The 24,957-nt window shown below is 72.3% G+C and carries 19 protein-coding genes; 12 read left to right on the forward strand and 7 right to left on the reverse strand.

Features of this window, described 5'->3' with window-relative positions; all coding sequences use genetic code 11:
- Positions 1-63 precede the first annotated feature (63 nt).
- From ACIBHX_RS06570 to ACIBHX_RS06580, 3 genes are read left to right on the forward strand one after another with little or no spacing between them, the layout of a single operon-like run.
- Positions 64-1,059 carry a hypothetical protein gene (locus tag ACIBHX_RS06570; protein WP_397064842.1) on the forward strand — a complete coding sequence of 332 codons (996 nt, stop codon included), beginning with the start codon at positions 64-66 and terminating at the stop codon, positions 1,057-1,059.
- Positions 1,060-1,064: 5 nt separating this feature from the next.
- The gene (locus ACIBHX_RS06575) at positions 1,065-2,042 is read left to right on the forward strand and encodes a WD40 repeat domain-containing protein (protein WP_397064843.1); all 978 of its coding nucleotides are present in this window, start codon (positions 1,065-1,067) and stop codon (positions 2,040-2,042) included.
- Between the two features lie 36 nt (positions 2,043-2,078).
- On the forward strand, positions 2,079-2,612 hold the full coding sequence (locus tag ACIBHX_RS06580) for a CGNR zinc finger domain-containing protein (RefSeq protein ID WP_397064845.1): 534 nt from the start codon (positions 2,079-2,081) through the stop codon (positions 2,610-2,612).
- A gap of 24 nt (positions 2,613-2,636) precedes the next feature.
- Here the strand turns inward: ACIBHX_RS06580 and ACIBHX_RS06585 are convergent, their stop codons facing one another.
- Positions 2,637-3,845: an MFS transporter gene (locus tag ACIBHX_RS06585; RefSeq protein ID WP_397064847.1), complete on the reverse strand. Its 1,209-nt coding sequence runs from the start codon at positions 3,843-3,845 to the stop codon at positions 2,637-2,639.
- A gap of 86 nt (positions 3,846-3,931) precedes the next feature.
- Here ACIBHX_RS06585 and ACIBHX_RS06590 point away from each other — a divergent pair, with 86 nt between their 5' ends.
- The gene (locus ACIBHX_RS06590; protein ID WP_397064849.1) at positions 3,932-4,561 is read left to right on the forward strand and encodes an alpha-ketoglutarate-dependent dioxygenase AlkB; all 630 of its coding nucleotides are present in this window, start codon (positions 3,932-3,934) and stop codon (positions 4,559-4,561) included.
- 3 nt (positions 4,562-4,564) lie between these two features.
- Here ACIBHX_RS06590 and ACIBHX_RS06595 read toward each other — a convergent pair whose 3' ends face one another.
- The gene (locus ACIBHX_RS06595) at positions 4,565-5,605 is read right to left on the reverse strand and encodes a WD40/YVTN/BNR-like repeat-containing protein (RefSeq protein WP_397064851.1); all 1,041 of its coding nucleotides are present in this window, start codon (positions 5,603-5,605) and stop codon (positions 4,565-4,567) included.
- Between the two features lie 82 nt (positions 5,606-5,687).
- Between ACIBHX_RS06595 and ACIBHX_RS06600 the strand changes: the two genes are divergently transcribed.
- From ACIBHX_RS06600 to ACIBHX_RS06610, 3 genes are all read left to right on the forward strand, one after another.
- The gene (locus ACIBHX_RS06600) at positions 5,688-10,640 is read left to right on the forward strand and encodes a trypsin-like peptidase domain-containing protein (protein WP_397064853.1); all 4,953 of its coding nucleotides are present in this window, start codon (positions 5,688-5,690) and stop codon (positions 10,638-10,640) included.
- Positions 10,641-10,766: 126 nt separating this feature from the next.
- The gene (locus tag ACIBHX_RS06605; protein ID WP_397064855.1) at positions 10,767-12,014 is read left to right on the forward strand and encodes a hypothetical protein; all 1,248 of its coding nucleotides are present in this window, start codon (positions 10,767-10,769) and stop codon (positions 12,012-12,014) included.
- A gap of 75 nt (positions 12,015-12,089) precedes the next feature.
- A complete protein-coding gene (locus ACIBHX_RS06610) occupies positions 12,090-13,373 on the forward strand; it encodes a cytochrome P450 (protein ID WP_397064856.1) in 1,284 nt (427 codons plus the stop codon).
- Here ACIBHX_RS06610 and ACIBHX_RS06615 read toward each other — a convergent pair.
- Positions 13,348-13,848 carry an FBP domain-containing protein gene (locus ACIBHX_RS06615; RefSeq protein WP_397064858.1) on the reverse strand — a complete coding sequence of 167 codons (501 nt, stop codon included), beginning with the start codon at positions 13,846-13,848 and terminating at the stop codon, positions 13,348-13,350. The genes ACIBHX_RS06610 and ACIBHX_RS06615 overlap by 26 nt on opposite strands.
- Before the next feature lie 80 nt (positions 13,849-13,928).
- Between ACIBHX_RS06615 and ACIBHX_RS06620 the strand changes: the two genes are divergently transcribed.
- Positions 13,929-14,516, forward strand: coding sequence for a TetR-like C-terminal domain-containing protein (locus ACIBHX_RS06620; RefSeq protein ID WP_397064860.1), 588 nt, complete (start codon positions 13,929-13,931; stop codon positions 14,514-14,516).
- Between the two features lie 397 nt (positions 14,517-14,913).
- Here the strand turns inward: ACIBHX_RS06620 and ACIBHX_RS06625 are convergent, their stop codons facing one another.
- A complete protein-coding gene (locus tag ACIBHX_RS06625; protein WP_397064862.1) occupies positions 14,914-15,567 on the reverse strand; it encodes a GntR family transcriptional regulator in 654 nt (217 codons plus the stop codon).
- A 95-nt stretch (positions 15,568-15,662) separates the two neighbouring features.
- Here ACIBHX_RS06625 and ACIBHX_RS06630 point away from each other — a divergent pair, with 95 nt between their 5' ends.
- The 4 genes from ACIBHX_RS06630 to ACIBHX_RS06645 are packed head-to-tail and all read left to right on the forward strand — an operon-like array spanning position 15,663 to position 19,918.
- A complete protein-coding gene (locus ACIBHX_RS06630; protein ID WP_397064864.1) occupies positions 15,663-17,087 on the forward strand; it encodes an amidohydrolase family protein in 1,425 nt (474 codons plus the stop codon).
- Positions 17,084-18,331: an MFS transporter gene (locus tag ACIBHX_RS06635; protein WP_397064866.1), complete on the forward strand. Its 1,248-nt coding sequence runs from the start codon at positions 17,084-17,086 to the stop codon at positions 18,329-18,331. Before ACIBHX_RS06630 ends, ACIBHX_RS06635 begins: the two co-directional genes overlap by 4 nt.
- Positions 18,331-19,032, forward strand: coding sequence for a fumarylacetoacetate hydrolase family protein (locus ACIBHX_RS06640; protein WP_397064868.1), 702 nt, complete (start codon positions 18,331-18,333; stop codon positions 19,030-19,032). The genes ACIBHX_RS06635 and ACIBHX_RS06640 overlap by 1 nt, the downstream gene beginning before the upstream one ends.
- Positions 19,010-19,918 carry a polysaccharide deacetylase family protein gene (locus ACIBHX_RS06645; protein ID WP_397064870.1) on the forward strand — a complete coding sequence of 303 codons (909 nt, stop codon included), beginning with the start codon at positions 19,010-19,012 and terminating at the stop codon, positions 19,916-19,918. The genes ACIBHX_RS06640 and ACIBHX_RS06645 overlap by 23 nt, the downstream gene beginning before the upstream one ends.
- On the opposite strand, the gene ACIBHX_RS06650 is transcribed toward ACIBHX_RS06645, so the two are convergent.
- The 3 genes from ACIBHX_RS06650 to ACIBHX_RS06660 form a co-directional block, all read right to left on the reverse strand.
- Positions 19,878-20,696 (reverse strand): hypothetical protein, encoded by an 819-nt coding sequence (locus tag ACIBHX_RS06650; RefSeq protein ID WP_397064872.1) that lies wholly within the window; start codon positions 20,694-20,696, stop codon positions 19,878-19,880. The two genes, ACIBHX_RS06645 and ACIBHX_RS06650, sit on opposite strands and share 41 nt — an antisense overlap.
- 290 nt (positions 20,697-20,986) lie before the next feature.
- The gene (locus tag ACIBHX_RS06655; protein ID WP_397064874.1) at positions 20,987-21,460 is read right to left on the reverse strand and encodes a hypothetical protein; all 474 of its coding nucleotides are present in this window, start codon (positions 21,458-21,460) and stop codon (positions 20,987-20,989) included.
- 49 nt (positions 21,461-21,509) lie between these two features.
- Complete coding sequence (locus ACIBHX_RS06660) at positions 21,510-24,833, reverse strand: indolepyruvate ferredoxin oxidoreductase family protein (protein ID WP_397064876.1); 3,324 nt, start codon at positions 24,831-24,833, stop codon at positions 21,510-21,512.
- Positions 24,834-24,957: the final 124 nt, after the last annotated feature.

Raw genomic sequence — 24,957 nt, forward strand, 5'->3', positions numbered from 1 at the left:
GAGCTGTGATCAACCGGTCACGGCAGGCGCGGGTCTAACGGTGTGAGCGAAAGGAACACACCGATGAGGCACACCTCAGCGGCCGCCGCGCTTCTGGCGACGGCGGTCATCGGCGGGCTGGGGCTAGCACCCAGTGCCGCCGGAGCCCAGACCGGTCCAGCCACCGCGCGGGCCGCCTGGATCAAGTCCTGCACCGACAAGAAGGACGAAACCACCTACCCGTGCGGGCAGTGGCAGCTGCTCATGCGCGACGGCAGCAAGCAGCAGGTCCGCGACGCCTCGCCCACCAGGGTCGACGTCAAGGGCCACAAGATCTCCGACACCGGGGTCTTCGCCGTCAGCGCCGACGGCGGCACCATCGTCTACGAACGCGCGAGCGACCACCGCCTGGTCGTGCGGAAGGCCGCTGGGGGAGCGGCCACCGCGCTGCCCAAGGCGCTGACGGCGCGCGGCACCGACTCGATCGTGCTCTACGTGTCACCGGCGGGGGACCGGGTGCTGGTGGACTCCAGCGAGGAGAGGCCCACGCGGCCCACCCTGCTGTACACGGTGGCCACCGGCAAGACGGTCAAGCTGCCCGGCGCCGAGTCGCCCACCGGCTTCAGCGCCGACGGCGACGAGGTGCTGGCCATGCGCTACCCGACCGACAACACCGCCCAGATCATCGTGCACCGGCTCGACGGCACCACGATCAAGAAGACGCCGCCGCAGGTCGTGGCCAACGCCGCCACCGACGCGCTCGCCGCCGACGGCAAGACCGTCGCGGTGTTCGTCTCCGGCAACGCCGACAGGAACAAGGCACCGCGGCTGCGCATGTACGACGTCGAGACCGGCGACCTGACGCAGGGCGTCGACCTGGCGCTCAAGCCGGGCAGCACGCCGTACCGCGCCAACTGGACGGCCGACGGGCAGCTGCGGGCCCTCGTCTCCAGCGGTGACGACGGACAGCCGGCGGTGGTACGGGTGCTCACCGTCGACCCCGAGACCGGCCACGTCACCCAGACCGACAAGTTCTCCATCAGCAAGCACCGCTACACCTACTTCGCGGCCGGGGAGTGAAGGACATGAGGCTCAGGATCGCCGCGGCTGTGGCCGCGGGTGTCGCCGGACTGCTGGCCGCACCCACCGCCGCCCAGGCCGCACCTCATCACGGGCACGACAGCATCCGCTACGCCTCGATCAAGGGGTGCAAGGTCTCCAAGGACGGCGAGATGAAGCCGTGCGGCAAGTGGCGGCTGGTCATGCACAACGGCATGCAGCACTCGCTGCCCGACGCCCAGACCGTCGCGCTCGAGGCCAACGGCAAGTCGTCGGTGTGGCAGGCCGCCCCGATCGCCGTCAGCGGCAACGGGCAGCGCCTGGCGTACTTCACCACGTCGGGGCGGCTGGCCGTACGGACCCTTGACGGCGGGGTCAAGCTGCTGGCCAAGAACGCCGTGCCGCGGGTCGCGCAGTACAACGTGACGCTGCAGCTGTCCGACGACGGCGCCAAGCTGGCGGTCGTCATCGGAGGCGACAAGCCCAAGCGGACCCGGATCTTCGACACCGCCAGCGGCGAGCAGCTGGGCACCCTGTCCGGCGAGGAGACGCTGATGGGCTTCAGCGCCGACGGCGACGAGGTCCTCACCAGCGTCGAGGGCGACGAGTCGGTGACCGACCTGGCCGTCTACGACGACCACGGCCAGCAGCAGCTGCGCAAGACGCCGCCGCAGATCATCTCCGCCAACGCCCCCGAGGCGCTGTCGGGCGACGGCAAGACCGTGGCGAGCGTCGTCATGAGCAAGAAGAAGCAGCTCGTGCTCTACGACATGGACAGCGACCAGGTGACGGCGCGCAAGAGCATCAAGCTGCCCGCCGGCGACCTGTTCATGATCGACTGGACCGGCGAGAAGCAGGTCACGCTGCACCTGGCCCAGTACCCGGAGAACAAGGCGACCAAGATGACGATCGTCCAGATCGACACCGAGACCGGTGCGGTCAAGGTCAGGGACAAGTACTCCTTCCTGAAGAACACGTTCGTCTTCGCCGCCTGCGGGGGTTGAGGCCCCGGGGTACGGCCCGCCGCGTACGCTGCCCTTGTGCCGGTTCACTCTGTGCGAGTCCACTCGACCAAGGACATGGCGCGGCGGGCCGTCGACCTCTGCGTGGAGTTGCTGCACGCGACGCCCACGCCGGAGTCGGTCGCCCGGGTCCTGCGCTCCCACGGCGAACCGTCCCCCATGCCGACCGTCGGCGACGTGGAGGACATGCGCTCCGCGGCGGCCCGGCTCGAGGAGGTCTTCGGTGCTTCCTCCGTGCCCGTCGCCGCCTCACTGCTCAACCGGATGCTCGCCCACCCACCCCGGCTGACCAGCCACGAGGGGACCGCCTGGCATCTGCACGCCGACAGCTCCGACGAGGCGGCCTGGGGGGAGTGGTTCCTGGCGTCCTCGGCGCTGGCGCTGGCCGTCCTGCTGGCCGAGCACCAGCGGGTGCCCGGCGGGCTGTGCGCCTCGGCCGCGTGCCGCACGCCGTACCTCGACCTCGGGGGCGGGAGCCCGCAACGCTTCTGCAGCGCCCGCTGCGCCACCCGCGAACGCGTGGCCGCCCACCGCGCCCGCACCACCGCCTGACCCTCCCGCTCGTCGCCCGCGAGCTCATCCTGCCCGGGTGCGCTCGGCCGCTTCGGCCTCGATGCGGGATGGCCCGCTCCATGACAGCAGCCAGAACGCCGCGACGGCGACCACCTGCAGCGCCGCCCCCGTCGCCAGCGCCCATGGCGGCGACCAGGCCACCAGCGGGCCCGCCGCCGCAGAGCCCACCGCGAAAGACGTGATCTTCAAGCTCGCCCCGGTCGTGAACACCTGACCCCGCACCTGGTCGGGCGCCTCCCGATGCCGGACGGCCAGCACCGCCGTCAGCTGAGGCCCCGAGGCGGCCCCCACCACCACGGCCCCCACCAGGCCCCACCCGATGGCCGAGGTCGTCCCCGCCGCCGCGGTGATCGCCAGGCCCAGCCCCAGCGCCGGCGTCGCGCCCACCAGCACCGCGTCCGGACGCCCGGCCAGGCGCCGCAGCGGCCCGGCCAGCAGCCCGTTCGCCACCAGCGCGAACAACGCCACCACCGCCAGCAGCAGGCCGCCGAACCCGGCCCCGGCGCCGAGCCGGATCCCCAGCACGGGCGCCGACACCACCAGCATGGCCATCCCCGCGAAGGACACCATCGAGGCCACCGTGGTCCGCAGCAGCGCCCGGCTCCGCAGAATCGCCCGCACGCCCTCGGTCAGGTCACGCCCCCGCACGGCCGCCGCCTGCGGCCGCGGGTTCGGCGGCAAGTTCCAGGCAGGCAGTACGGCGAGCAGCACCAGACCCACCGAGATCCCCACCGCGCCGTAGGCGCCCACCGCCGTCGCCGTCAACCCCGCCAGCGCGGGTCCCGCGAGCCCGGCCAGGTTGTAGCTCATGGAGTCCAGCGCGTTGGCCCTGGCCAGCCGCGCCCCCGGCGCCACCTGCGGCACCTGCGCCGTCCACCCGCCGGTCAGCGCGGGACCCAGCAACCCCGCCAGGACCGCCACCCCGACCAGCGGCGCGGCGGGCACGTGCCCCAGCCCCGCCAGGATCACCGTCAGCCCGGCGGCGTAACCACCCAGGCACCACGCCAGCGCGCGTCCAGGCCGCCGCGCCCGGTCGAGCACGGCGCCCAGCACGACCCCGCCCACTGCCGACGACACGGTCAGCCCGGCCAGCAACCACGACGCCACGACCGGCGACCCGGTGACGGCCAGCCCCGCGATCAGCAACGCGGGCGCGGACATCTCATCCCCGGTCCGGGCCGTCACCGCACCGATCATGTAACGCCATAACATATCTAGGACGTTACACGCCCATCTCTTTCCTCGCTCACTCCCATTTAATCGAAAGAATGTTTGAAAGATGCGCTAGGATCGCACGCATGACGGCTGTATTCCAAGCATCATTGCTCGGACTGGACGAGGAGCCGTGGCCGCGCGGGCTGGGGGAGTCGGTGCGGCGGACGGACCTGTCCGGCGGTGCCTGGATCGACGTCAGGCCGGAGTGGATGGCCGGCGCCGACGCACTGTTCGACCGGCTGCTCGAGGAGGTGCCGTGGCGGGCGGAGCGGCGGCGGATGTACGACCGGGTGGTCGACGTGCCGCGGCTGCTGTGCTTCTGCGACGAGGGGGAGCCGCTGCCGCATCCCGCGCTGGCGGAGGCGCGGCGGCTGCTCAGCGAGCACTACGCGGCCGAGCTGGGGGAGCCTTTCCGTACCGCGGGCCTGTGCCTCTACCGTGACGGCCGAGACAGCGTCGCGTGGCACGGCGACACGATCGGGCGCGGGAGCACCGAGGACACGATGGTGGCCATCGTGTCCGTGGGCACGCCGCGCCCCCTTCTGCTGCGGCCCCGCGGGGGCGGGCCGTCGATCCGCCGCGAGCTCGGCCACGGCGACCTCATCGTCATGGGCGGCAGCTGCCAGCGCACCTGGGAGCACGCCATCCCCAAGCTGTCCCGCCCCACGGGCCCGCGCATCAGCATCCAGTTCCGCCCGCGCGGCGTCAGATGACCCTTAGAGGGTGAGGCGGGCGATGCGGCCCTGCTCGCCGGAGGCCCAGCAGGCCAGGTCCCGCGTGCACGACACGGTGTCGAAGGATCCGGTGTCGAAGGTGCGCCACTCACGCCCACCGGTGAAGGAGATGTCGCTGCCCGTGGGCCCGACCGCGATGGCCGCGAACGGCAGCCACGCCACCCCGGACCGGTAGGCGGGCGGCGGCGCCGCCGACGGCTGCCACGTGGCCCCGCCGTCCGACGTGGTCGCCCCGGCGGAGGGGGAGGCCTGGCCGGGCCGGTAGTCGCCGCCCACCGCGATGCCGTGCCGCGGATCGCGGAAGGCCAGGGCGAAGACGCCCCGGGCCGAGTCGGCGGCCGGGATGGGCGTGTCGGCGACCGTCCAGGTCAGCCCCCGGTCGGCGGAGTGGAAGACGCGCGAGCGCTCCCCGCCGCCGGTGGCCAGCCACGCGTCCCGCCCCGAGGTCACCAGGCACTGCCCGCTGGCCGCGAACCCCGCCTCTCCAGACAGGGCGGCCGGCATCCCGGAGGACGGCAGCACCTGCCAGCTCCGCCCGCCGTCGGACGTCGACAGCAGCCGGAAGCGCCCGTCGACGGGGTCGCTCATGGCCAGCCCGTGCCGCGGGTCGAAGAAGGAGACGCAGTCGTAGAAGGCCGCGGGCTCGTCATTCCTGAAGGTCTCGCTCCAGGTACGGCCGGCGTCCTCGGTCCGGTAGATCCGCGAGTCCCCGCCGTCGCCCACCGACAGCACCACCGCGCTCCGCGGCGAGAAGGCCTCCACGTCGCGGAACTGCAGCGCCTCAGCCCCAGGTGGCGAGACGTTCTGCCAGCTGCGGCCACCGTCGACGGTCCGCAGCACGGTCCCCGACGTCCCCGCGGCCCACACCACGTCCCTGCTGACCGGCGCCAGCCCGCGGAAACGCGCGGTCACGCCGGTATCCGTGAGCTGCCAGCGCGGCGACGGCGCGGCCGCGTGCGCGGGAAGCGGCACGGCGAGCAGGCAGGCGGCGGAAAGGGCGGTGAGCGCGGAGAGAAGCCTCATGCCGGGCAACGTAACCCAGGAGATCACGAATGAGTAGGGCCATACTCATTGCGCGGCGCCGATTACCCCCGAAGATAGGGGGGTGGCTGAGCGCTCTGGGCGGGTGGTCGAGGTCTACGCGGACGGTGGCTACGGCTCCGGTTACGCGATCTGTGACGATCTGGTGCTGACGGCCGCGCACGTCCTGGCGGACGGCCCCGCGTGCCAGGTCAGGCGGCAGGGCGGCGACGGCTGGATGACGGCCGAGGTGGCCTGGCGCGGCACGGACGGCATGCTCGACGCCGCCCTGCTCAGGGTGTCCACGGCCCCGTGGCGGGACGCGCCCGACCGGGGAGCGCTGCGCTGGGGCAGGGTCAAGGGCCTGGGCGTGTCGTGCACGGCGTGGGGCTTCCCCAAGGCGCAGGCGGAACCCGATGGCGCCCGTCCGATCGAGACGATGACCGGCACGATCAGCACGGAACGCGCGCAGCGCTACGACATCGACGTCGACTCCGCCAAGCCGCTGGCCGGCGAGTCCGGCTGGCGCGGCATGTCCGGCGCGGCCGTGTTCGGGCCCGGCCGGGTGCTGCTCGGCGTGGTGATCGCCGACCCGGTGATGTACGGCAGCGCCCGCCTGCACGCGCTGCCGGTCAGGCGGCTGCTGGAGGAGGAGGCGTTCGCGCGCCTGGTGGGCGCGGTGGACGTGGAGGACGTCGAGGACTGGGGCGCCGTCACCGAGCTGGACACCGGCCGCTACCTGGAGCCGCCCTACCTGCCGCTGGCCGCCGACGCCCCTGACTACCAGCTGATCCAGGCCAGGCACGGCCGGGTCGCATTCGTCGGCCGCGAGCGCGAGCTGCGCGACCTGCTCACCTGGTGCACGGGGCCCGGCCTGTTCAGCGCGGCCACGGTGTCGGGCGCGGGCGGCGCGGGCAAGACCCGGCTGGGCGCCCAGCTCTGCGTGGAGATGGCCGAGCGGGGCTGGTCGGCCGGGTTCGCCGACGAGCGGGGCCTGACCGCCGACCTCACCTCGGGCGTGCGCGTCGAGCTGGTGTGGCCGACGCTGCTGGTCGCCGACTACCCCGACAGGCTCACCGACCCGGTGATCGCGCTGATCAAGCGGCTCGGCGCGCGGGTGCGCGGGCCGAGGCTGCGGCTGCTGCTGGTCGACCGCTCGCCCGGCCGTGACGAGGTGACCTGGTGGCGCAAGCTGAACCGCGACACCGACGGCCTGCTGCGCAGGTCCACCGGCACGACCATCGCGCTCGGCGACGGCGGCCTCGGTCCCGAGGACGTGCGGCGGCACGCCGAGGCCGCCGCGCGGGCCTTCGGCGGCGGCATGCCGTACGAGGGGCTGCCGGAGACCAGCCCGCTGCTGGTGCATCTGGCCGTGCTGAGCGGCGAGGTGCGCCGCACGCCACAGGGGATGCTCAAGGACTTCCTGGACAGGGAGTGGCGCAGGTGGGAGGGGCGGCTGGCCGCGCACCACATCGCGGACCTGGGTGAGGAGGACGTGCAGCAGGCGGCTGCGCTGGTCACGCTGACGGCGCCGACCCGTGAGGAGGCGGCCGAGCTGCTGGCGGCCCTGCCCGGGCTGGAGGGCAGCGAGCCGGGACGGCGCAGGCGCATCTCCGGGTGGCTGGCCGAGCTGTTCCCCGGCGAGCCCGCGCTGGCGCCGCTCAAGCCGGACCCTGTCGCCGAGCAGCTGCTCGACTCCACCCCGGACCTGGCCCGCCTAGTGCTGGCGGTGCACGACCATCCCGCGTGCACAGGCGCCCATCTGACGCAGCTGTTCGACGCGCTGCGGCTGGCGGCGCCGCAGCGTGGCAACGTGCTGTCGGCCCTGCGCGGGCTGCTCGTCGCCCGGCTGGACGCGCTGGTGGAGACGGCCTCGGCCGAGCCGTACTCCCAGCTGCCCGGCCTGCTCGAGGCGGCGCTGCTGCTCTGCTCAGGCCCGGAGCTGGCCGGGGCGGTGGCCAGGGTGCCGCGCCCGACCGCGCAGCCGTCCGGCGCGCTGACCCGGCTGCGCTGCTCGATCGCCGAGCTGGCGGTCTCCAACGGCTCGCTGGAGGGCGCCGAGCTAGCCGACGCGCTCACGGACCTGGCCGCCTACCGCGCCGCGCTCAACGACCTGCCCGCCGCCCTGGAGGCGGCCGAGCGCGCGCTGGCGCTGGCGGAAGGGCTGGACGCGGTACGGCTGACGCGGGCCCGCTACAACCTGGGCACGTGCCTGGCCATGCAGGGCACGGACCTGGAGCGGGCGGACGCCCTGCTGATCGACGCGGCTGTCTCGGACGAGCTCGATCCGCTGCTCAACCTCGCCTCCTTCCGCGCCGACCGGGGCGACCAGCTCAACGCCGTGCGCGTCTACCGGCTGGCCATCGGCGCCTACCTGGGCGGGACGCCCGGCCACCACCTGCTGGAGACGGTGCGCGAGGCGTTCCGCCACCTCGAGCGGGGCCTGCGGGCCGACCGGCCGCTGCCGGCCGTCCGCAACGGCTACCGGCCGCTCAACGGCGCGAGCCCGAACTCCGAGGACCGGTACGGCTCGATGCTGCTGCTGGCCGGGCGGCTGTGCCCCGGCTTGGCGGAGCACACGCCCGAGGTCCTGCGCAACGCGCTGCTGCCGCTGCTCGCGCCCCGCCTGGCCAGAAACCAGGCGCTGTACGCGGCCGAGGACTACGCGGAGATCCTGCGGGCGGTGTCGGAGACGCTGACCGCCCTGGGCGAGACCGAGGTCGCCGTCGTCCCGGCGGCCGAGAGCGTGGCGTTACTGCGCCGCTTCATCCGCGCCAACCCCGACCTGCGCGAGCGGCTGGCCCTCGGTCTGAGGCTGCTCGGCAAGGCTCACTACGGCGTGGCGAACCTGGAGGAGGCCATCGCGAACACGGCCGAGTCGGTGGACAGCTATGGGGATCTGGCGACGCCGGGCCTGGCCGATGCCCTGGAACAGCTGGCCGACTACCAGATCGAGGCTGGCCGCCCGGGCGAGGCGGTGGAGGCGCTGCGGCGGGTCCTGCCGCTCTACCGGCAGGGCGAGAAGTGGAGCATGCTGGCCAACGCCGAGCTGGCCCTGGGGACCTACCTGGCGGAGCTGGGCCGCCCCGACGAGGCCATGCCGATCCTGCGTGACTCGGCCGAGCTGTTCGCCGAACTGAGCAGGGACGACCCGCTGGAACGCGAGGGGCACGCGCTTGCCCTGACCATGCTGGGCACCCTGGTCACCGCCACCGGCGGCCCCGCCGCCACCCTCGAGATGGCCGAGCAGGCCGTCGAGATCACCGCCGCGCTCGCGGAATCCCAGCCCGAGCGCATGAAGGACCACGCGCAGGCCCTGGTGGTGCTGAGCAACTCGGTCGGCAGCGTCGGCCGGATCCAGGAGGGCTACGACCGGGCCGCCGAGGCCGTGGAGCTCTACCTCGCCCACGACATGGACGACCCCACGCTGCTCAGCTGGGCGCTGACCACCATGAGCCAGTGGGCCATGCACCTGCAGCGCCCCGAGGAGTCCGTCGAACGCGCCCGGGAGGCGCTGGAGGCCCTCGACGGCCTCGCCGACACCGATAACGCGGTCAGGACGGACCGCGGCGTGGCCCTGGCCATTCTGGCCGCGGCGCTGCAGGTGAGCCTGCGCCCGCAGGATGCGGTGCCGCTGGCCGAGCAGGCCATCGAGTTGCTCGACGACGCCTCGCTCACGGTGGCGGGCGTCGACGTGATCCTCGCCGAGGCGATGACCACGCTCGGGCTGAGCCGCATGATGGCGGGAAGCCTCGACGAGGCCCTCGAGCCGGCCGTGGCCGCGCGCGCCGTCGTGGCCCACCACCCGCAGGACAACCCGCTGGTGGCCAGCATCATGGCGCGCTCCTACTTCTGCGAGGGGGCCTGCCTGATGGATCTGGGCCGCCCGCAGGAGGCTCTCGAGCCGCTGGCCGAGGCGGAACGCTGGGCCTCGGGCAACGTCTTCGCCCAGCCGCTGGTGGGCGCCACGCTGTCGGCCATGGCAGGCTGCCAGTTGCTGCTGGGCAAGCCGGATCTGGCCCTGGAGTTCGTGGATCGTTCGCTGGCCATGCCGCCGCCCGGCGAGCACGCCGCCGGACTGGTGGCCACCGCTCAGGCCCACTCCGTCCGCGGCACCGCGCTGGTGCAGCTGGGGCGGCTGGACGAGGCGGTCATCGCGCTGTCCCGGGCCGTCGAGCTGTACGACTCGACGGATCGCTTGCCTGCCTTCGTCCTTCCGCACGCCTCCGCCGTGATCGTGCTCGCCGAGGCCCGGCTCGCGCTGGGGGACGCGGCCGCCGCCGCGCAGGGGGCGGCCGAGGGCATCGAGATGCTGCGCCCGCCGGCGCCCGCCTCGGCGACCGGATCGCACGCGACCGCGCTCAGCGTGCGGCTGATCGCGCTGACGCAGCTCGGCGAGCCGGTCGGCGAGCTGACCGCCGAAACCGTGGCCGTGCTGCGCACCGTGCCCGGACTGGAGTTCCAGCTCGCGCAGGCGCTGTGCGTGCACGGGGCGGAGCTGGCCCGCGCGGGCGACCTGGAGGCCGCGGCCGTCGCGGTGTCCGAGGCGGCCGAGCTCTTCAGGGCCATGGGCGAGGCGACGGCCGCGATGCTGGCCAGCGCGCTGCGGCAGCTCGGCGCCTGCCTGATGGAGCTGCAGCGCCCGCGCGACGCTCTGCCCGTGCTGAGCGAGTCCGCGTCGCTGTTCGCCCAGGTCGCGAACCCGGTGCTGGTGTTGGAGCAGATCGAGGCCGAGCAGAACCTCGGCTACTGCCTGCTCGAGCTGGATGATCGGGAGTTCGCCGTCCCGCACCTGCGTACGGCGCTCGAACTGCTCGAACCGCTCGCCGCCGGGGAGGAGGCGCTGCGGCCGGAGCTGGTCAACGTGCTGATGTCGCTGGCCGACAGCGTCCCCACCGCACAGGAGTCGCTGTCGCTGGTCGACAGGGCGCTGGCGCTGCAGGAGCCGCTGGCCGCGGTGGATCCCGGCGAGCAGGGCCGGCTGCTGGTTGAGCTGCGCGACTACCGGGCCGAGGTCGTGCGCGAGCTGGAGGCCTGATACCTCGATCGACTACGTGAACTTTTTCACCAGCACGCTGGGATAGCTTGGCGAACGCTTGCCGTACACATCGCCATAAGCCGGGAAGGTTCCCTTGTCCAGGGCTCCGGGGGATGGGCGAGGCGTGTGTCCGAGGGCTTGAACGATGATGAGCGGGCGGAGCTGGAGCGGCTCCGCGGCGAGATCGCCGAACTGCGCGAGCGCCGCGCCAGGGGACGCTGGCGAGCCTGGGTGTCGGCGGCACTGATCACGCTCGGGTGCGTGCTGCTGCCGGTGTCGGGGGTGGCCTACTGGGCGGCCAACCAGGTCGCCGACACCGCCCGCTACGTGGAGAACGTCACGCCGCTGGCGAGCGACCCCACCGTGCAGGGTGCGGTGTCCGACCGGGTCACCGCGGCCATCATGAAGGCGCTCGACGTGCCCTCCCTGGTGAAGAGGCTCGGCCAGGCGCTGCCACCCAAAGTAGGCGACAAGGTCGGCGGGCTGGCCGGGCCCATCAGCGGCGGCGTGCAGGGATTCGTGCGTGACACCGTCGGCAAGGTAGTGGCGAGCGACCAGTTCCAGAGCGTCTGGGTCGACGCCAACCGCGTCGCGCACACCCAGCTCAACGCGGTCCTGTCCGGCCAGGGCAGCGCGGTGCTCAAGGTCACCGGCAACACCGTCAGCGTCGACCTCGGGCCGATCATCGACAAGGTCAAACAGAAGCTGGTGGCCTCAGGGCTGGGCATCGCCGCGTCCATCCCCGAGATCCACCCCACCTTCGAGCTGTTCCAGTCGCCCGACCTGGTCAGGTGGCAGACCCTCTACAGCTGGCTGCTCGCGCTGCAGTGGGTGCTCCCGATCCTGACGCTGATCCTGCTGGCGCTGGGAGTCTGGGTGGCCAGGAACCACCGCAGGGCCGTGCTGGGCGCGGGCGTCGGGATCGCTGTCAGCATGCTGGTGCTGGCGGCGGCGCTGCTGCTGGCCAGAGGCGCCTACCTCAACTCGGCGGCCGCCCACGGCCTGAACACGGCAGCCGCCGCCGACGTCTACGACACCCTGGTCCGTTTCCTGCGTCAGGGGCTGCGGACGCTGCTGGTGGTCGGACTGGTGATCGCCGTCGGCGCGTACTTCACCGGTCCCTCGACCACCGCGGTGGCCACCCGCCGGTTCCTGACCGGGCACATCGGCGGCAGGGTCAACACCGGCCGCTTCGGCCTGTGGCTCTACCGCTACCGCGGTCCTGTCCGGGCGGGCATCGTCGCGCTCGCGGCGGTGGTCTTCGTGTTCTGGGATCACCCGACCGGCAAGGTGGTGCTGCTGCTCGCCGTCTTGACCCTGCTGCTTGTCGGCCTGGTGGAGCTGCTCGCACGAGAGGCGCCCAAGGGCACGTGAGCGCCGCCTGCACGCCGGTGCTGACGGGATTGGCTTCCGCAGCGGCGTGTGGGACGCTGGACGAGGGTGATCTTCATGACTGTCCCTGGCCCACCGCCGTCCGCCTCGGGCGACAACCTCGACGACATAGCCGCCGCGGGCGGCCTGCACACCTTCCAGCTCGACCTGCATCGTGACCACGGCGACGTGGCCGAGTTCCGGTTACCGGGCTCCCGCCTGGTGTCGGTCGCCGACCCGGTCCTGCTCGAGCGGGTCGCGCGGGTGAACAAGCGGCCTGAGAAGCTGTTCGAGTTCCTCGCCCCGCTCTTCGAGACGGGCAACCTGCAGGTCATGCCCGCCGAGGAGCACACGCCGTGGCGCAGGGTGGTGCTGTCGGCGCTGGCCGGCCGGCGCTCGCACGAGGCGCACTACGACGCGTTCGCGCGCCTGGCCACCGATCTGGCCGACCGCTGGGCGGCCGCCGCCCCTGGGCCGGTCGCGCTGCAGAAGGAGCTCAGCCAGCTGTCCCTGCGCATGATCTGCCAGTACGCGCTGGGCATGGACATGGACTCCGGCGACCTCGCCGAGCGCGTCGTCCACGCCTTCGAGGAGGTCCTGTCCGAATACCTCGGCAAGCTGTACGGCCTGCCGTACCAGGAGGGCAGGGCCGAGGAGGGCCTGGCGTTCCTACGCGGCGCGGTCGACACGGTGCTGGCCGAGCGGCGTCCGTCTGACAGGCCCGACCTGATCACCCTGCTCGCCGAGGCGGGGGAGCCGCCCGCGCGGGTGCGCGACAGCGTGCTGTCGATGATGCTGGCCGCCCATCACACGACCGGGGTGGCCATCTCCTGGACGCTGTACCTGCTCGCGTCGCACCCGGAGGCGGTCGCGCGCATCCGCGCGGAGCTGGCTGGAGTGCCCGAGGTGCCGGCATACGCCGATCTGGCCTCGTTGCGGGAACTGGACATGGCGCTCAAGGAGTCGATGCGCCGCTACCCGCCGGGCCCCTACGGCGCCAGGGAGACCACCGAGCCGCTCGAGCTCGCCGGTCACGAGATCCCCGCGGGGACCACGATCTTCGTGCCTATCTGGGCGATCCACATGAACCCGCGCATCTGGCCGGACCCTGCGCGCTTCGACCCCTCACGCTTCGATCCCGCCCGGGTGGCGGGGCGTCCGCGGCTGGCCTACCTGCCCTTCGGCTTCGGGCCGCGCAGCTGCGAGGGGGCTTCGCTGGCCACGCTCGAGGCGCAGCTCGTGCTCGCCGTGCTGCTCAGGCGCTTCGCCTTCACCCCGGTTGAGGACCACCCGGTCGTACCGGTCGAGCGCTTCGTCCTCTGGGCGGAGCACGACATCAAGATGGCGATACACCCGCTCTGACCTTCTGGAGGAACTCGGACACGTTGGCCGTGGTCCTGTCGATCTTCTCCTCGAGCGTGAGCGACTCGTGCATCCGCCCGCCGGGCCCGGCGTCCTTCTTGCCGCGCAGGTAGAGCGAGCAGGCCAGGTCGGTGCAGATGTAGGCGCCCACGGAGTCGGCGTTGCCGGCGGCGCGGCGGGCCGTCAGCAGCGACACCCCGTCGCCGGTGTGCGTGGTCAGGCAGAGGGAGCACATGCTGCGCCGTGCGAGTCCGGTCCGCGGCGGGGTGCGCCGGAGCGCGACCCCGACCAGCCGGTCACCGTGTTCGGCGACCAAATAGGCGCGGCCGGGGGAGGCGGGGTCCTGCCAGCCGAGGAAGTCCAGGTCGTCCCACGGCCGGGTGGCCAGGTCCCTGGGTACGGCCAGGCGTTTGGCCTCGCCCTTGGTGCAGTTCACGAAGGAGGCGCGGATCTCGGGCTCGGCGATGGGTCTCATAGCCATCAACCTATGTTTCATGTGTCTGGACAGCAAACCATTATGTATATTCCTAGGAGTCCTAGGAATGGAGGAGGCCGGTGGCGCGCGCTGGAGTGACCGTCGAGCGGCTGGCCGAGGCGGCGGCCGAGCTGGCGGACGAGGTGGGGTTGGAGAACGTCACGGTCTCGGAGGTCGCCCGCCGGTTCGGCGTGAAGGACGCCAGCCTGTACTCGCACATCAGGAACGCGCACGCGCTGCGGGTACGGGTGGCGGTGCTGGCGCTGGCCGAGCTCGCCGACCGGGCCGCGGCGGCGCTGGCGGGACGCGCGGGCAAGGACGCGCTGGTCGCCTTCGCCGACGCCTACCGCGACTACGCCAGGGAGCATCCGGGTAGGTACGCGGCGGCGCAGATCGAGCTCGATCCGGAGACCGCGAAGGCGAGCGCGGCCCGCAGGCACTCGGAGATGATGCGGGCGATCCTGCGCGGCTATTCGCTGGCGGAGCCGGACCAGACCGATGCGGTGCGGCTGCTGGGCAGCGCCTTCCACGGGTTCGTGAGCCTGGAGCGGACGGGCGGGTTCCGCCATCATCCGCGCGGCGCGGACGAGTCCTGGGGCCGGATCCTGGACACCCTCGACGTCGCCCTCCGCAACTGGCCTGCGCAAGCCGCCGACCCCACCCCATGACACCTCCTGCGGCCAATGTGCGCCGTGCCCGGTGATCATCCTGCTCGCCGTGCAGGGCGCCGACCTTCGTCGTGCACCCTGCCGCCGACCCGGCGCCAGGAAACCCCGCCCGACGATCTCCCTCCGTGGCGCCCGGGCCGGGCTGCCTGCCGTACACGTTGGCGGAGTCGACGAAGTTGATGCCCAGCTAATGGGCCCTGTCCACCTCTTCGCTGGTCGATGGCCCGAAGTTCATCGCCCAGGGCGGCGGGCGCTGTGACAAGACGGTGATCGCCACCAAGCCGTACTCGCATCCTGTCCTGCTGTGCGGGTCGCTGTGTCGCGTAGTGGAAGCGCCGGACGGCCCGGCCCGGCGTACTGATCGACGCTCGGCCGCTGGTCCCGGCACGGTGGCCGGCTAGGTGGCGGGTTTGTAGGCGCGGGCGGCGGCCTCGATGTGGGACTTGGCGGCGGATCTGGCGGCCTGGGCGTCGCCGCGGCGGATGGCGGACACGATCGCGCGGTGCTGGTCGGTGATCGCGCCCGCCCAGTGCGGGTCGTCCAGGTTGGCGACGGTGGTCACGGCGATGCGGTCCCACACGCGGTGGAGCGTGTCCTCCACGAAGGGGTTGCCCGCGGCGGCGGCGATGGCGCGGTGGAGGGTGAGGTTGGCCCGGGCGGAGGCGCGGGCGTCGCGCGTGCGCACCGCCTCCTCGACCTTGTCGACCGCGCCGTCGAGGGCGTCCACCGCCGCGGGGGCCAGCTGCCCCGCGGCCTGGCGCTCGGCCGCGAGGCCCGCGGCCAGCGACTCGAGCTCGGCGCGCAGCACGAACAGGTGCGCGGCCTCGACGGGGCTCAGCGCCGCGACGGCGACCCCGCGGGCGGCCTGGATGACCAGCCCCTCGGCCAGCAGCCTGCCGATCGCCTCGCGCACAGGCGTGCGGCTCACCCCGAGGTCGGCGGCCAGCGCCGCCTCGGTCAGCCGTTGGCCGGGCGCGTAGTCGCCGTCGGAGAATCGGTGGCGCAGGGCGGTGTAGACCGCGTGGGCACTGCCTGGCTGCGAATCGGGCATGCGTCGAGTATACGCTGCATGCAAGCCGCCCTTGACATGCATTGCATGCAATGCATACTGGAACCCATCCGAAGTCCGCACCACCAGGGGTGACGATGCGCCCACGATCCGACCTCCTTCTCGCCGGGACCCACCTGATCTCCATGGATCCCGCGATCGGCGACCTCCCGAGCGCCGACGTCCTCATCCGCGACGGCCTGATCGCCGCCGTCTCCCCGCACGGCCCGACCTCGGGCGTCACGCGGTACGGCGAGCACGAGCCGGGCGGCGGGCCGTACGGCGCGCTCGAGGCCGAAGGCGTCGAGGTCGTCGACGCGGCCGGGACGGTGACGTTGCCCGGGTTCGTCGACACGCACTGGCATCTGTGGAACTCGCTGCTGCGCGGCACGGTGGGCGATCGGCCCGGGGCCGACTACTTCACGGTCAAGCGGGCGCTGGCGCCGCACTTCGAGCTGGACGACTTCTACTGGGCCGCCCGGTTCGGGCTGGCGGAGGCGGTCAGCGGCGGCATCACCACGGTGCACAACTTCGACCACAACGTCCGCAGCCCGCAGGACGCCGACGCCAACATCCGCGCCCACCTGGACTCCGGGCTGCGCGGGCGCTTCTCCTACGGCCCGCCCGACTCGGCGCCCGCCACCAGCACGAACGACCTGGACGACCTGGCCAGGCTCCGCGAGCGCTGGCCCGCCGACCGGCTCGACGGGCGGCTGGACTTCGGGGTCGCGCTCCGCGGGCCGTACAGGACACCTCCCGAGGTGTACGAGCGGGAGTGGGCGGCGGCGCGCGAGCTGGGCCTGCCGATCACCATGCACTGCGACCGGTGCCTGCGCGAGCAGGGCTGCCGCGAGTGCGGGCTGACCCGGCTGGAAGAGCTCGGCCTGCTGGGCGAGGACGTGCAGGTCATCCATGCCGTGCACGCCAGCGGGCGCGACATCGAGGCGCTGGCGCGCACCCACACCCGCGTGTCGCTGAGCCCGATGACCGAGATGCGGACCATGGGCTTCCCGCTGGTCACCGAGCTCCTCGAGGCGGGCGTGCGGGTGTCGCTGTCGCTGGACACGCTGGCCATGCCGACCAGCGCCGACATCCTCGGCCACCTGCGCGCGATCATCTCGGTGGAGGCCGCCCGCACCGGTTCCGGCACGGTCACGCCGCGTCGGCTCCTCCAGCTGGCCACGCTCGACGGGGCCAGGGATCTCGGGCTCGACGACCGGACCGGGTCGATCAGCCCGGGCAAGCGCGCGGACGTCGTCGTCATCCGCGGCGCCGACGTCAACCTGGTCCCCACCGGCGACCCGGTCGAGGCGCTGGTCTACACGGGCCAGATCGACAACATCGACACCGTCATCGCCGACGGCCGCATCCTCAAGCGGTACGGCAGGCTCCTTCTCGCCGACGACGAGCAGGACCCCGTCCGCATGGCCACGATCCGCCGCGACGCCCTCCTCGCCAGGGCCGCGGCCGCCGGCGACTGGCCCCAGTCGCCGACCGACGCAGGCGAAGGGAGTCTGCCATGACCACCACCCCCGTTCCCTTCTCACCCCCGACACGGCGCATCGTCGCGCCCAAGCTCGCTGTCGCCATGTTCGGCCTGCTGTTGCTGGCCTACGCCGTCAACGCCATGGACCGCATGGTCTTCCCCATCCTGCTCGTCGAGGTCCGTGCCGAATACGGCTTCAGCCTCCAGGCGGCCGGGTTGCAGTCCACCGTGTTCGCCATCGGCATGGGCCTGGCCGGGCTGCCCGCCGGATACCTGCAGCGGACGCTCGGGCGCAAGCGCACGATCGTCGCGGGCACCCTGCTGTTCTCGCTGGCGACGGCGCTGACCACGGTGTCGATCGGGTTCGCCGACATGCTGGCCTGGCGGGTGCTGTCGGGCGTGGGGGAGGCGCTGCAGCTCGCCATGATCATCGCGGTGGCGTCGAGCGCCTTCCCCGCGCGCCGCGGCGTGGCGATCGGCAGCGTCAACATGGCCTTCGCCGCCGGCTCGATCATCGGCCCCTCGCTGGGCAGCGGCTTCCTGGAGTCCTACGGCACCTGGCGCGCCCCGATGCTCGCCTTCGGCGCCATCGGCGTCGCGCTGGCGCTGGCCATCCTGGCACTGGTTTCCCCGGGGCTGACCGAGATCGACCCGGCGGAGACCGCGACCCGGCACGTGGGCGGCGCGACGCGGCTGCTGTCGCGCAACCCGATGGTGCTGGCGGCCATCACCGCGCTGTTCGGCCTGGCCGACTTCGCCTACATCGGCATGTACGCCAGCTACCTGCGCGGCCAGCTGGGCTACACGCCGGGCGGAGCCGGCTTCGTCATCGGGTTGTCCGGGCTGGCGGCCTTCGCCTCGCCGCTCGGCGGCTACCTGGCCGACCGGTTCAGCCCCAGGATCGTGCTACCCGCGCTGAACGTGGGCGTGGCGGCGTGCGCCTGCGCGCTGTTCCTCGGGCCAGGCACAACCGCCTGGCAGGGCACGTTCTCGTTCCTGTTCGGGCTGTTCGCCAGCAGCGGCCTGTACGTCGGCGCGGCGAGCTATCTCGTCAAGTCCGCCTCCGGCGAGATCGTCAGCCGCGCGGCCGGGCTCTTCGTCACCTGCGTCTACGTCGCCGCGGGCGTGGCCGGCCTGCTCTTCAGCACCCTGACCTCCTTGGGCGGCTGGGTGACGGCAGGCCTGATCCAGATCGCCGCCTTCTCCCTCCTCGGCGCCGCCCTCGCCCTGGCCCTGCGCCCCCACCTGTTCAGCAAGACCGTCACCTCCGAGGACCACTGATGCTCTGGCAACCCACCCAGGTCGCGCTCCCCGTGAGCGGCACGACCGAGGCCTTTCCTGTCCGGCGCGTGTACTGCGTCGGGCGCAACTACCTCGACCACATCAGGGAGATGCGCGAGGGCGACGAGCGCGACGACCCGTTCTTCTTCCAGAAACCGGCCGACGCCGTGGTCCCCGACGGGTCCGGCGTGCCCTACCCGCCGCTGACCGGCGACCTCCACTTCGAGGGCGAGCTGGTCGTCGCCATCGGCGCGCCCGCCTCCGCCGTCAGCCCCGAGCAGGCGACAGAGCACGTGTACGGCTACGCCACGGGCATCGACCTGACCCGGCGCGACCGGCAGCGCGAGTGCCGCGAGCGGGCGCATCCGTGGGAGGAGGGCAAGTCCTTCGACCACTCGGCCCCCTGCGGACCGATCCTGCCCGGCCAGGCACCTCCGTCCGGCGAGCTGCGGCTCAGCGTCAACGGGGAGCTGCGCCAGCACACCGACCTGGGCCTGATGATCTGGAACGTCGAGGAGATCATCAGCCACCTGTCGCATTCCTACCGGCTCATGCCCGGCGACCTCATCTACACCGGCACCCCCGCGGGCGTCGCGGCCGTGAACCCGGGCGACCTCATCCAGGTCGAGATCACCGGCCTGCCCACCCTGACCGTGACCATCGTCGAAGGAGAAGACCTTGCGTCCCAGCGAACGGCTTGACTACGACCCCATCGCGGGCCGTGCCCCGCTCCGCCTGCCCGAGGGGCAGCGCATGGTGGTGTGGGTCATCGTCAACGTGGAAACCTGGTCCGACACCGACCCGATGCCGCGCACCGTCCTCACGCCGCCCGCGGGCGGCATCCCCGCCCCTGACGTGCCCAACTGGGCCTGGCACGAGTACGGCAACCGCGTCGGCTTCTGGCGCATGCTCCAGGCGCTCGACCGGCAGGGCGTGACGGCCACACTGGCGATCAACGGCCAGGCCATCACGCACTACCCGCAGATCGCGCAGGCCGCCAAGGACAGAGGCTGGGAGTTCATCGGTCACGGCTTCACCCAGAAGAACATGCAGAAGGTCGACGACGAGCGGGCCGACATCAAGGCCACGACCGAGGCGATCGAGACCGCCACCGGCGCCAGACCCCGAGGCTGGCTCGGCCCCGGGCTGACGGAAACTTGGGAGACGCCCGACATCCTGGTCGAGGAGGGCTACGAGTACGTCTGCGACTGGGTGCTCGACGACCAGCCCGTCGAGCTGGCCACCAGGACCTCGCCCATCGTCAGCATTCCTTACACCCAGGAGTGCAACGACGTGGCGATGATGCTGATCCAGCACCACCCGGCCCGCGAGTACTTCCAGCGGGCGGCCGACCAGTTCGACCAGCTCTACCGCGACTCGGCCGACTCGGCCCGCGTCATGGCCCTGGTCGTGCACCCGTACATCATGGGCGCCCCGCACCGCCTGAAGTACTTCGAACAGGCCCTCCAGCACATCCGCACCCACGAAGACGTCGCCTTCTGGACCGGCGACCAAATCCTCGACTGGTACCAAAACCACAATCAACCTAGCAGGGTGAGGGGTGGGGGGAGGCTGGGGCGGGGGTGAATTCCAGGCGGAGGGAGTCGGATCTGGGGAGGAGGATGGCGACGCCTGTCTCGCGGGACCAGCCTTGGGGGAGGAAGAGGTACTGGTTGGCCGAGCGGAGGACGAGTTTGAGGCCGTCGTAGCGGTAGCGGAAGGCGGCGTCCGGGTCCTGGCAGTGGGATTGGCGGACGCCGGGGATGTTCAGGCTGAGGCTGCGGGCGCTGTAGATCGTGACGTTGGGGTAGGTGGGGAGTTCGGCTACGAACTGCTGGGCGCGGGATCGGCCGACCGCGGCCGAGTAGTCGTTGGCCGCCCAGAACAGGCTCAGGCCGACGAGGACGAACACGACCGTCCATTCCAGGATGGAGACCCACTGCGGGCGGGCGTTGGCGACCTTCAGGTGGGCGGCGTACACCAGGAGCAGCACTCCTGCGGCCAGGGTGAGCGGCGCGACCGCCAGCCCTCGGTTGAGGAAGGTCTCGGTGAAGATGCGGGACACGCCGTTGGCGGTGAGCAGCAGGCCGCAGCCGGTCATCGCCGGGACGAGCAGGCGGGAGGCGGGAATCCGGCGATCCCGCAGCAGGGCTCGGATCCACAGGACGGCCAGCCCGGCGCAGGCCGCCACGGTCAGCGGGACGAACAGGCCGTCCACGCTGAGCTGCAGGTAGTCCTGGGTGCTCAGGCCCAGCAGGGCCGAGTCCACGCCGAAGTAGTCGTAGAACCAGTACGCGTGGGACCAGCCGAAGTAGAACAGGACCGCGGTCAGCAGCGTGGTGGGCGCCGCGACCGCACCGACCACCTTGGCGACCTGGGGCAACCCCGCCGAGAGCCCGGGCTGGGCCTCAGCGACAGTACGGCCGGCGGTCGCGGGCCGGGCTCCGGCAACCGACTGGACCTCACCTGTGAGATGAGCCTCGGCATCTGACGGAGCCTCAGGCCCCGGAGCCTCAGGCTGGGCTCCGGCAACCGGCTGAACGTCGGCTCTGAGATGAGCCTCGGCATGTGATGGAACCCCGGCGGGCGGCAGAGTCTCGGCCCCGGTGGGTGCCGGAGCCTCAGGGCGGGCTTCGGGGGCGGGGCGCGTTTTGGTCACGGAGTGGACTCCGGCTGGGGGGTGGAGTCTGGGGCGGGGGTGGAGTCGGGCTGGGGTTGGGCGTCGTCGGGAGAGGGGGGTGCGCAGGGTTCGGAGCCTGTGACGATGACGACGGTCGAGCCGCGCTTGACCGTCGTCTCCTGCGGGGGACGGGTCGAGACGAACGTGCACCGGGTGAAGGGGGGAATGTCCTCCGCCTGGACGCGCAGCTTGACGCAGAGTTTGTGCCCGGGGCACTGGTCCCGGATGCCGCTCTCGATGGTCTCCCTGATGTCGTCCAGGGGCTGCCCCTGGTCGGTCTGCTTGGCAGGGATCATGATCGGCGCGCCGTACCCGTGCCCGTCGCCCTTGCCGAGCGGCGCCCCGTGCGCGCCGCCCCGCTTGCCGGAGGACTGATCGAGTGGGCTGCCGCAGCCGAACATCGCGGCACAGAGCAGGCAGGCGAGCATGGTCTTGCCCAGTCGCTTCATGCGACCCACTATGCGATCAGCCGCCCGGCGCGGCCTGAGTACGGAGTACTCAAATGTGCAGCGACTCCTGCAGCGCCGCCGCGCGGGTGCGGAACTCCTCGACCCGGGCCAGCTTGATGTCCTCGTACCCGCGGACGACCTCGGGCAGCTCTGCGATCGAGGCCACCGTGTCGGCCGTCGACGGCTCCAGCCTGGCCAGCGCGCCGGCCACCAGCGCCCGGTACTCAGGGATCAGGGCCCGCTCGACCCGCCGCACCTTGGCGTACCCGAAGACGTCCAGGGACGTCCCGCGCAGCCCGCGAGCGGCCCGCAGCCCGCGGAACAGCACGCCGGCCGAGCGCCGCAGCCGGATCTTGCGCTTCATCCCGAGCGCCCGCAGCACCGGCGGGTGCAGCAGCACTGACACGACCGCGTCCGGCCCGAAGTCCCGCTCGCGTCGCGCCTGCTCGGCCGGGTCGAGGTGCAGCCGCGCCACCTCGTACTCGTCCTTGTAGGCCATCAGCTTGTGCAGCCCGTTGGCGTAGGCCAGCGCGATCCGCGTCCCGTCCTCCTGGCCGGCCTTACCGATCGCGATCTCCGCGACCCGTCGCACGTCCGAGGCATAGCGCTGGGCGTAGGAAGGGTTCTGGTAGCCGGCCAGATCGGCCGTCCTCGTCGCGATCACGTCCTCGAAGGACACGCTCACTTCAGAGGTCAACCCCGCGGCCCGCAGTACGGCGTCGAGGTCCACCACCGTGGCACGCCCCCACCGGAAGGCGGCCAGGTTCCGCTCGACCGAGGCGCCGTTGAGCTGGACGGCCCGCTCGATCGCCTCGGCGGAGACAGGTATGCACCCGAACTGGTAGGCCGCGCCCACCAGCAGCATGTTCGCCGGCATGTGGTCGTCGAACAGCGCCTCCGACAGGGCGTGCGCGTCCACGAAGAGCTGGCCGCGGGTCGCCGACGCGATCCGGTCCAGCGCGCCCGTGGGGGAGCCGGTCTGGGCGCGGCCGGTGACCATGGCGGCGGTCGGCACCAGCCCGGTGCTCACCACCGCGACCGTGCGCGAGGGCGAGGCGACGGCCAGGTTGGCCTCGGCGGCCGCGCCGAGCAGGTCGAAGCCGATCAGCGCGTCGGTGGTCCCGTTCGTGGCGCGCACCGAGGCGGTGATCGGGTCCTTGGAGATGCGCACGTCGCTGACGACCGGCCCGCCCTTCTGCGCCAGCCCCGTCTGCTCCAGCCCGGCGGCGTGCAGCCCGTCGAGGTGGGCCGCCATCTGCAGGATCTGCGAGACGGTGACGACGCCGGTGCCGCCGATGCCGGGCATCCGGATCAGCGCCTCGTCCGGCCTGACCGGCTCGACCAGGGTCACGGGCAGCTCCGGCACCGCCCTGGCCCGCCGTACGCCGGGCTCGACCAGCAGGAAGGAGGGGCAGTCGCCCTTCAGGCAGCTCAGGTCGGAGTTGCAGGAAGGCTGGTGGATGCGGGTCTTGCGACCGAACTCGGTCTCGACCGGCTGCACGGACAGGCAGGTCGAGGCGGTGCCGCAGTCGCCGCAACCCTCGCAGACCCGCTCGTTCACCACGACCTTCGCGGTCGGGGTGGGCAGCTTGCCGCGCTTGCGCAGGCGGCGCTCCTCGGCGGCGCACCGGTCGTCGTGCACGAGCACGGTCACGCCGTCGATGGCGGCCAGCTCACGCTCGGCCTCGGCCAGGTCGTCGCGGTGCCGTACCGTGGCGATCTCCGCCAGCCGGACGCCACGATAATCCCCAGGCTCGGGCGTGGTGACGATGATTCGCCGCACGCCCTCCAGGGCCAGCGACCGGGTGACCGCGGCCACGTCGAGCCGGCCCTCGGCGGGCTGGCCGCCGGTCATGGCGACGGCGTCGTTGTAGAGCAGCTTGTAGGTCATCGTCACCCCGGCGGCCACGGCGGCCCTGATGGCCAGCGAGCCGGAGTGGTGGAAGGTGCCGTCGCCCAGGTTCTGCACGAAGTGCCGGTCCTCGGTGAACGGCGCCAGCCCGATCCACTGCGCGCCCTCGCCGCCCATCTGCGTGATGCCGATCTGGTTGCCGCGCCCCGCCCCGTCCAGCGCGATCATGGCGTGGCAGCCGATGCCCACGCCGACCAGCGTGCTGTCGTCGGTGCGGGTGGAGAGGTTGTGCGGGCAGCCCGAGCAGAAGTACGGCGTGCGGGCCGCCACCAGCGGCAGCGAGACGCGCCTGCGCGCCGGCTTGGCCTCGATCGGCAGTAGCGCGGCCAGCGCCTTGGCCACGTCGTCGGCTCCCAGCGTGCCCCGGGCGGTCAGCAGCTCCCTGCCGATCACGTCGGGCACGTCCGGCCTGCCGTACAGGGCCTGCTTGAGCTGCCCCTCCAGGAACGGCACCTTGTCCTCGACGACCAGCACCCGCTTCAGGTCGCCGGTCATCGCCGCGATGGCCTCGTAGTTGAGCGGGTACGGCATGCCGAGCTTGATCAGCCGGATCCCGAGCTCCTCCAGAGCGGGCTCGTCCAGGCCGAGATCGGACAGCGCCCGCCGGAGCACGGCATAGGACAGGCCGGAGGCCACGATGCCCAGGCTCGCGTGGCGCGGGTCGAACGTGACGCGGTTGAGGCCGTGCTCGTGGGCGTAGGCGCGGGCCAGCTCCAGCCGCTTGGTGAGCAGGTCGTGCTCGGCGTCCAGCGACGCGGGACCGACCAGCGCGGCCGAGGGCTCGCGTCCGGCGTGGTCGGGAGCGGGGATGGACTCGCGCAGGGCGGCCAGGTCGACGGTGGCCGAGGCGTCGGCGATGTCGGCCACGATCTTCAGGCCCACCCAGAGGCCGCTGCGGCGCGACAGGGCCACGCTGTGCAGGCCGTACTCGATGATCTCGGCGACCGAGGAGGGCGCGAGCAGCGGCATGTACATGCTCTGGCACATTTGCTCGCTGGCGCTCGGCACGGTCGAGGACTTGCTGCCCGGGTCGTCGCCGATCCAGGCCACCGCGCCGCCGAGCGCGGCGGTGCCGGCCATGTTGCCGTGGCGGATGGCGTCGGCGGCCCGGTCGAGACCGGGGTTCTTGCCGTACCAGAAGCCGGTCACGCCGTCGTGGCGGCGGCCGGGAAGCCTGCCGAGCAGCTGGGTGCCCGCGACGGCGGTGGCGGCCAGCTCCTCGTTGAGCCCCGGCTTGAGCACCACGCCCGCCTCGTCGAGGTACCGGGCTGCGCGGCGCATCTCGAGGTCGACGCCGGCCAGCGGGGAGCCCGGGTAGCCGGAGACGAACACGCGGGTGTTCAGTCCGCGCTCCTGGTCCAGGCGGCGCTGTTCCAGCGTGAGCCGGACCAGGGCCTGGATGCCGGAGATCAGCACCCGGCCGTCGACGGCCGTATACCTGTCATCGAGCGACACGCTCACCGGGGACCTCCTGGTTGGGGGGATCTCAGGAGAACAAGCTGACTGGCCTCGACGCAAGTATGTGATGAGAAATCACGACAAAGACGCAAACACTTTGCGGCAACGGGGCATTTCGCTAATGTCT

Source organism: Nonomuraea sp. NPDC050536 (genome assembly GCF_044457685.1).
GTDB lineage: Bacteria > Actinomycetota > Actinomycetes > Streptosporangiales > Streptosporangiaceae > Nonomuraea.

Coding starts and splice junctions, on each gene's coding strand:
- ACIBHX_RS06570 (WP_397064842.1), top strand. CDS start 64: ATGAGGCACACCTCAGCGGCCGCCGCGCTTCTGGCGACGGCGGTCATC.
- ACIBHX_RS06575 (WP_397064843.1), top strand. CDS start 1,065: ATGAGGCTCAGGATCGCCGCGGCTGTGGCCGCGGGTGTCGCCGGACTG.
- ACIBHX_RS06585 (WP_397064847.1), bottom strand. CDS start 3,845: ATGTTATGGCGTTACATGATCGGTGCGGTGACGGCCCGGACCGGGGAT.
- ACIBHX_RS06590 (WP_397064849.1), top strand. CDS start 3,932: ATGACGGCTGTATTCCAAGCATCATTGCTCGGACTGGACGAGGAGCCG.
- ACIBHX_RS06595 (WP_397064851.1), bottom strand. CDS start 5,605: ATGAGGCTTCTCTCCGCGCTCACCGCCCTTTCCGCCGCCTGCCTGCTC.
- ACIBHX_RS06610 (WP_397064856.1), top strand. CDS start 12,090: ATGACTGTCCCTGGCCCACCGCCGTCCGCCTCGGGCGACAACCTCGAC.
- ACIBHX_RS06615 (WP_397064858.1), bottom strand. CDS start 13,848: ATGAGACCCATCGCCGAGCCCGAGATCCGCGCCTCCTTCGTGAACTGC.
- ACIBHX_RS06625 (WP_397064862.1), bottom strand. CDS start 15,567: ATGCCCGATTCGCAGCCAGGCAGTGCCCACGCGGTCTACACCGCCCTG.
- ACIBHX_RS06630 (WP_397064864.1), top strand. CDS start 15,663: ATGCGCCCACGATCCGACCTCCTTCTCGCCGGGACCCACCTGATCTCC.
- ACIBHX_RS06635 (WP_397064866.1), top strand. CDS start 17,084: ATGACCACCACCCCCGTTCCCTTCTCACCCCCGACACGGCGCATCGTC.
- ACIBHX_RS06640 (WP_397064868.1), top strand. CDS start 18,331: ATGCTCTGGCAACCCACCCAGGTCGCGCTCCCCGTGAGCGGCACGACC.
- ACIBHX_RS06655 (WP_397064874.1), bottom strand. CDS start 21,460: ATGAAGCGACTGGGCAAGACCATGCTCGCCTGCCTGCTCTGTGCCGCG.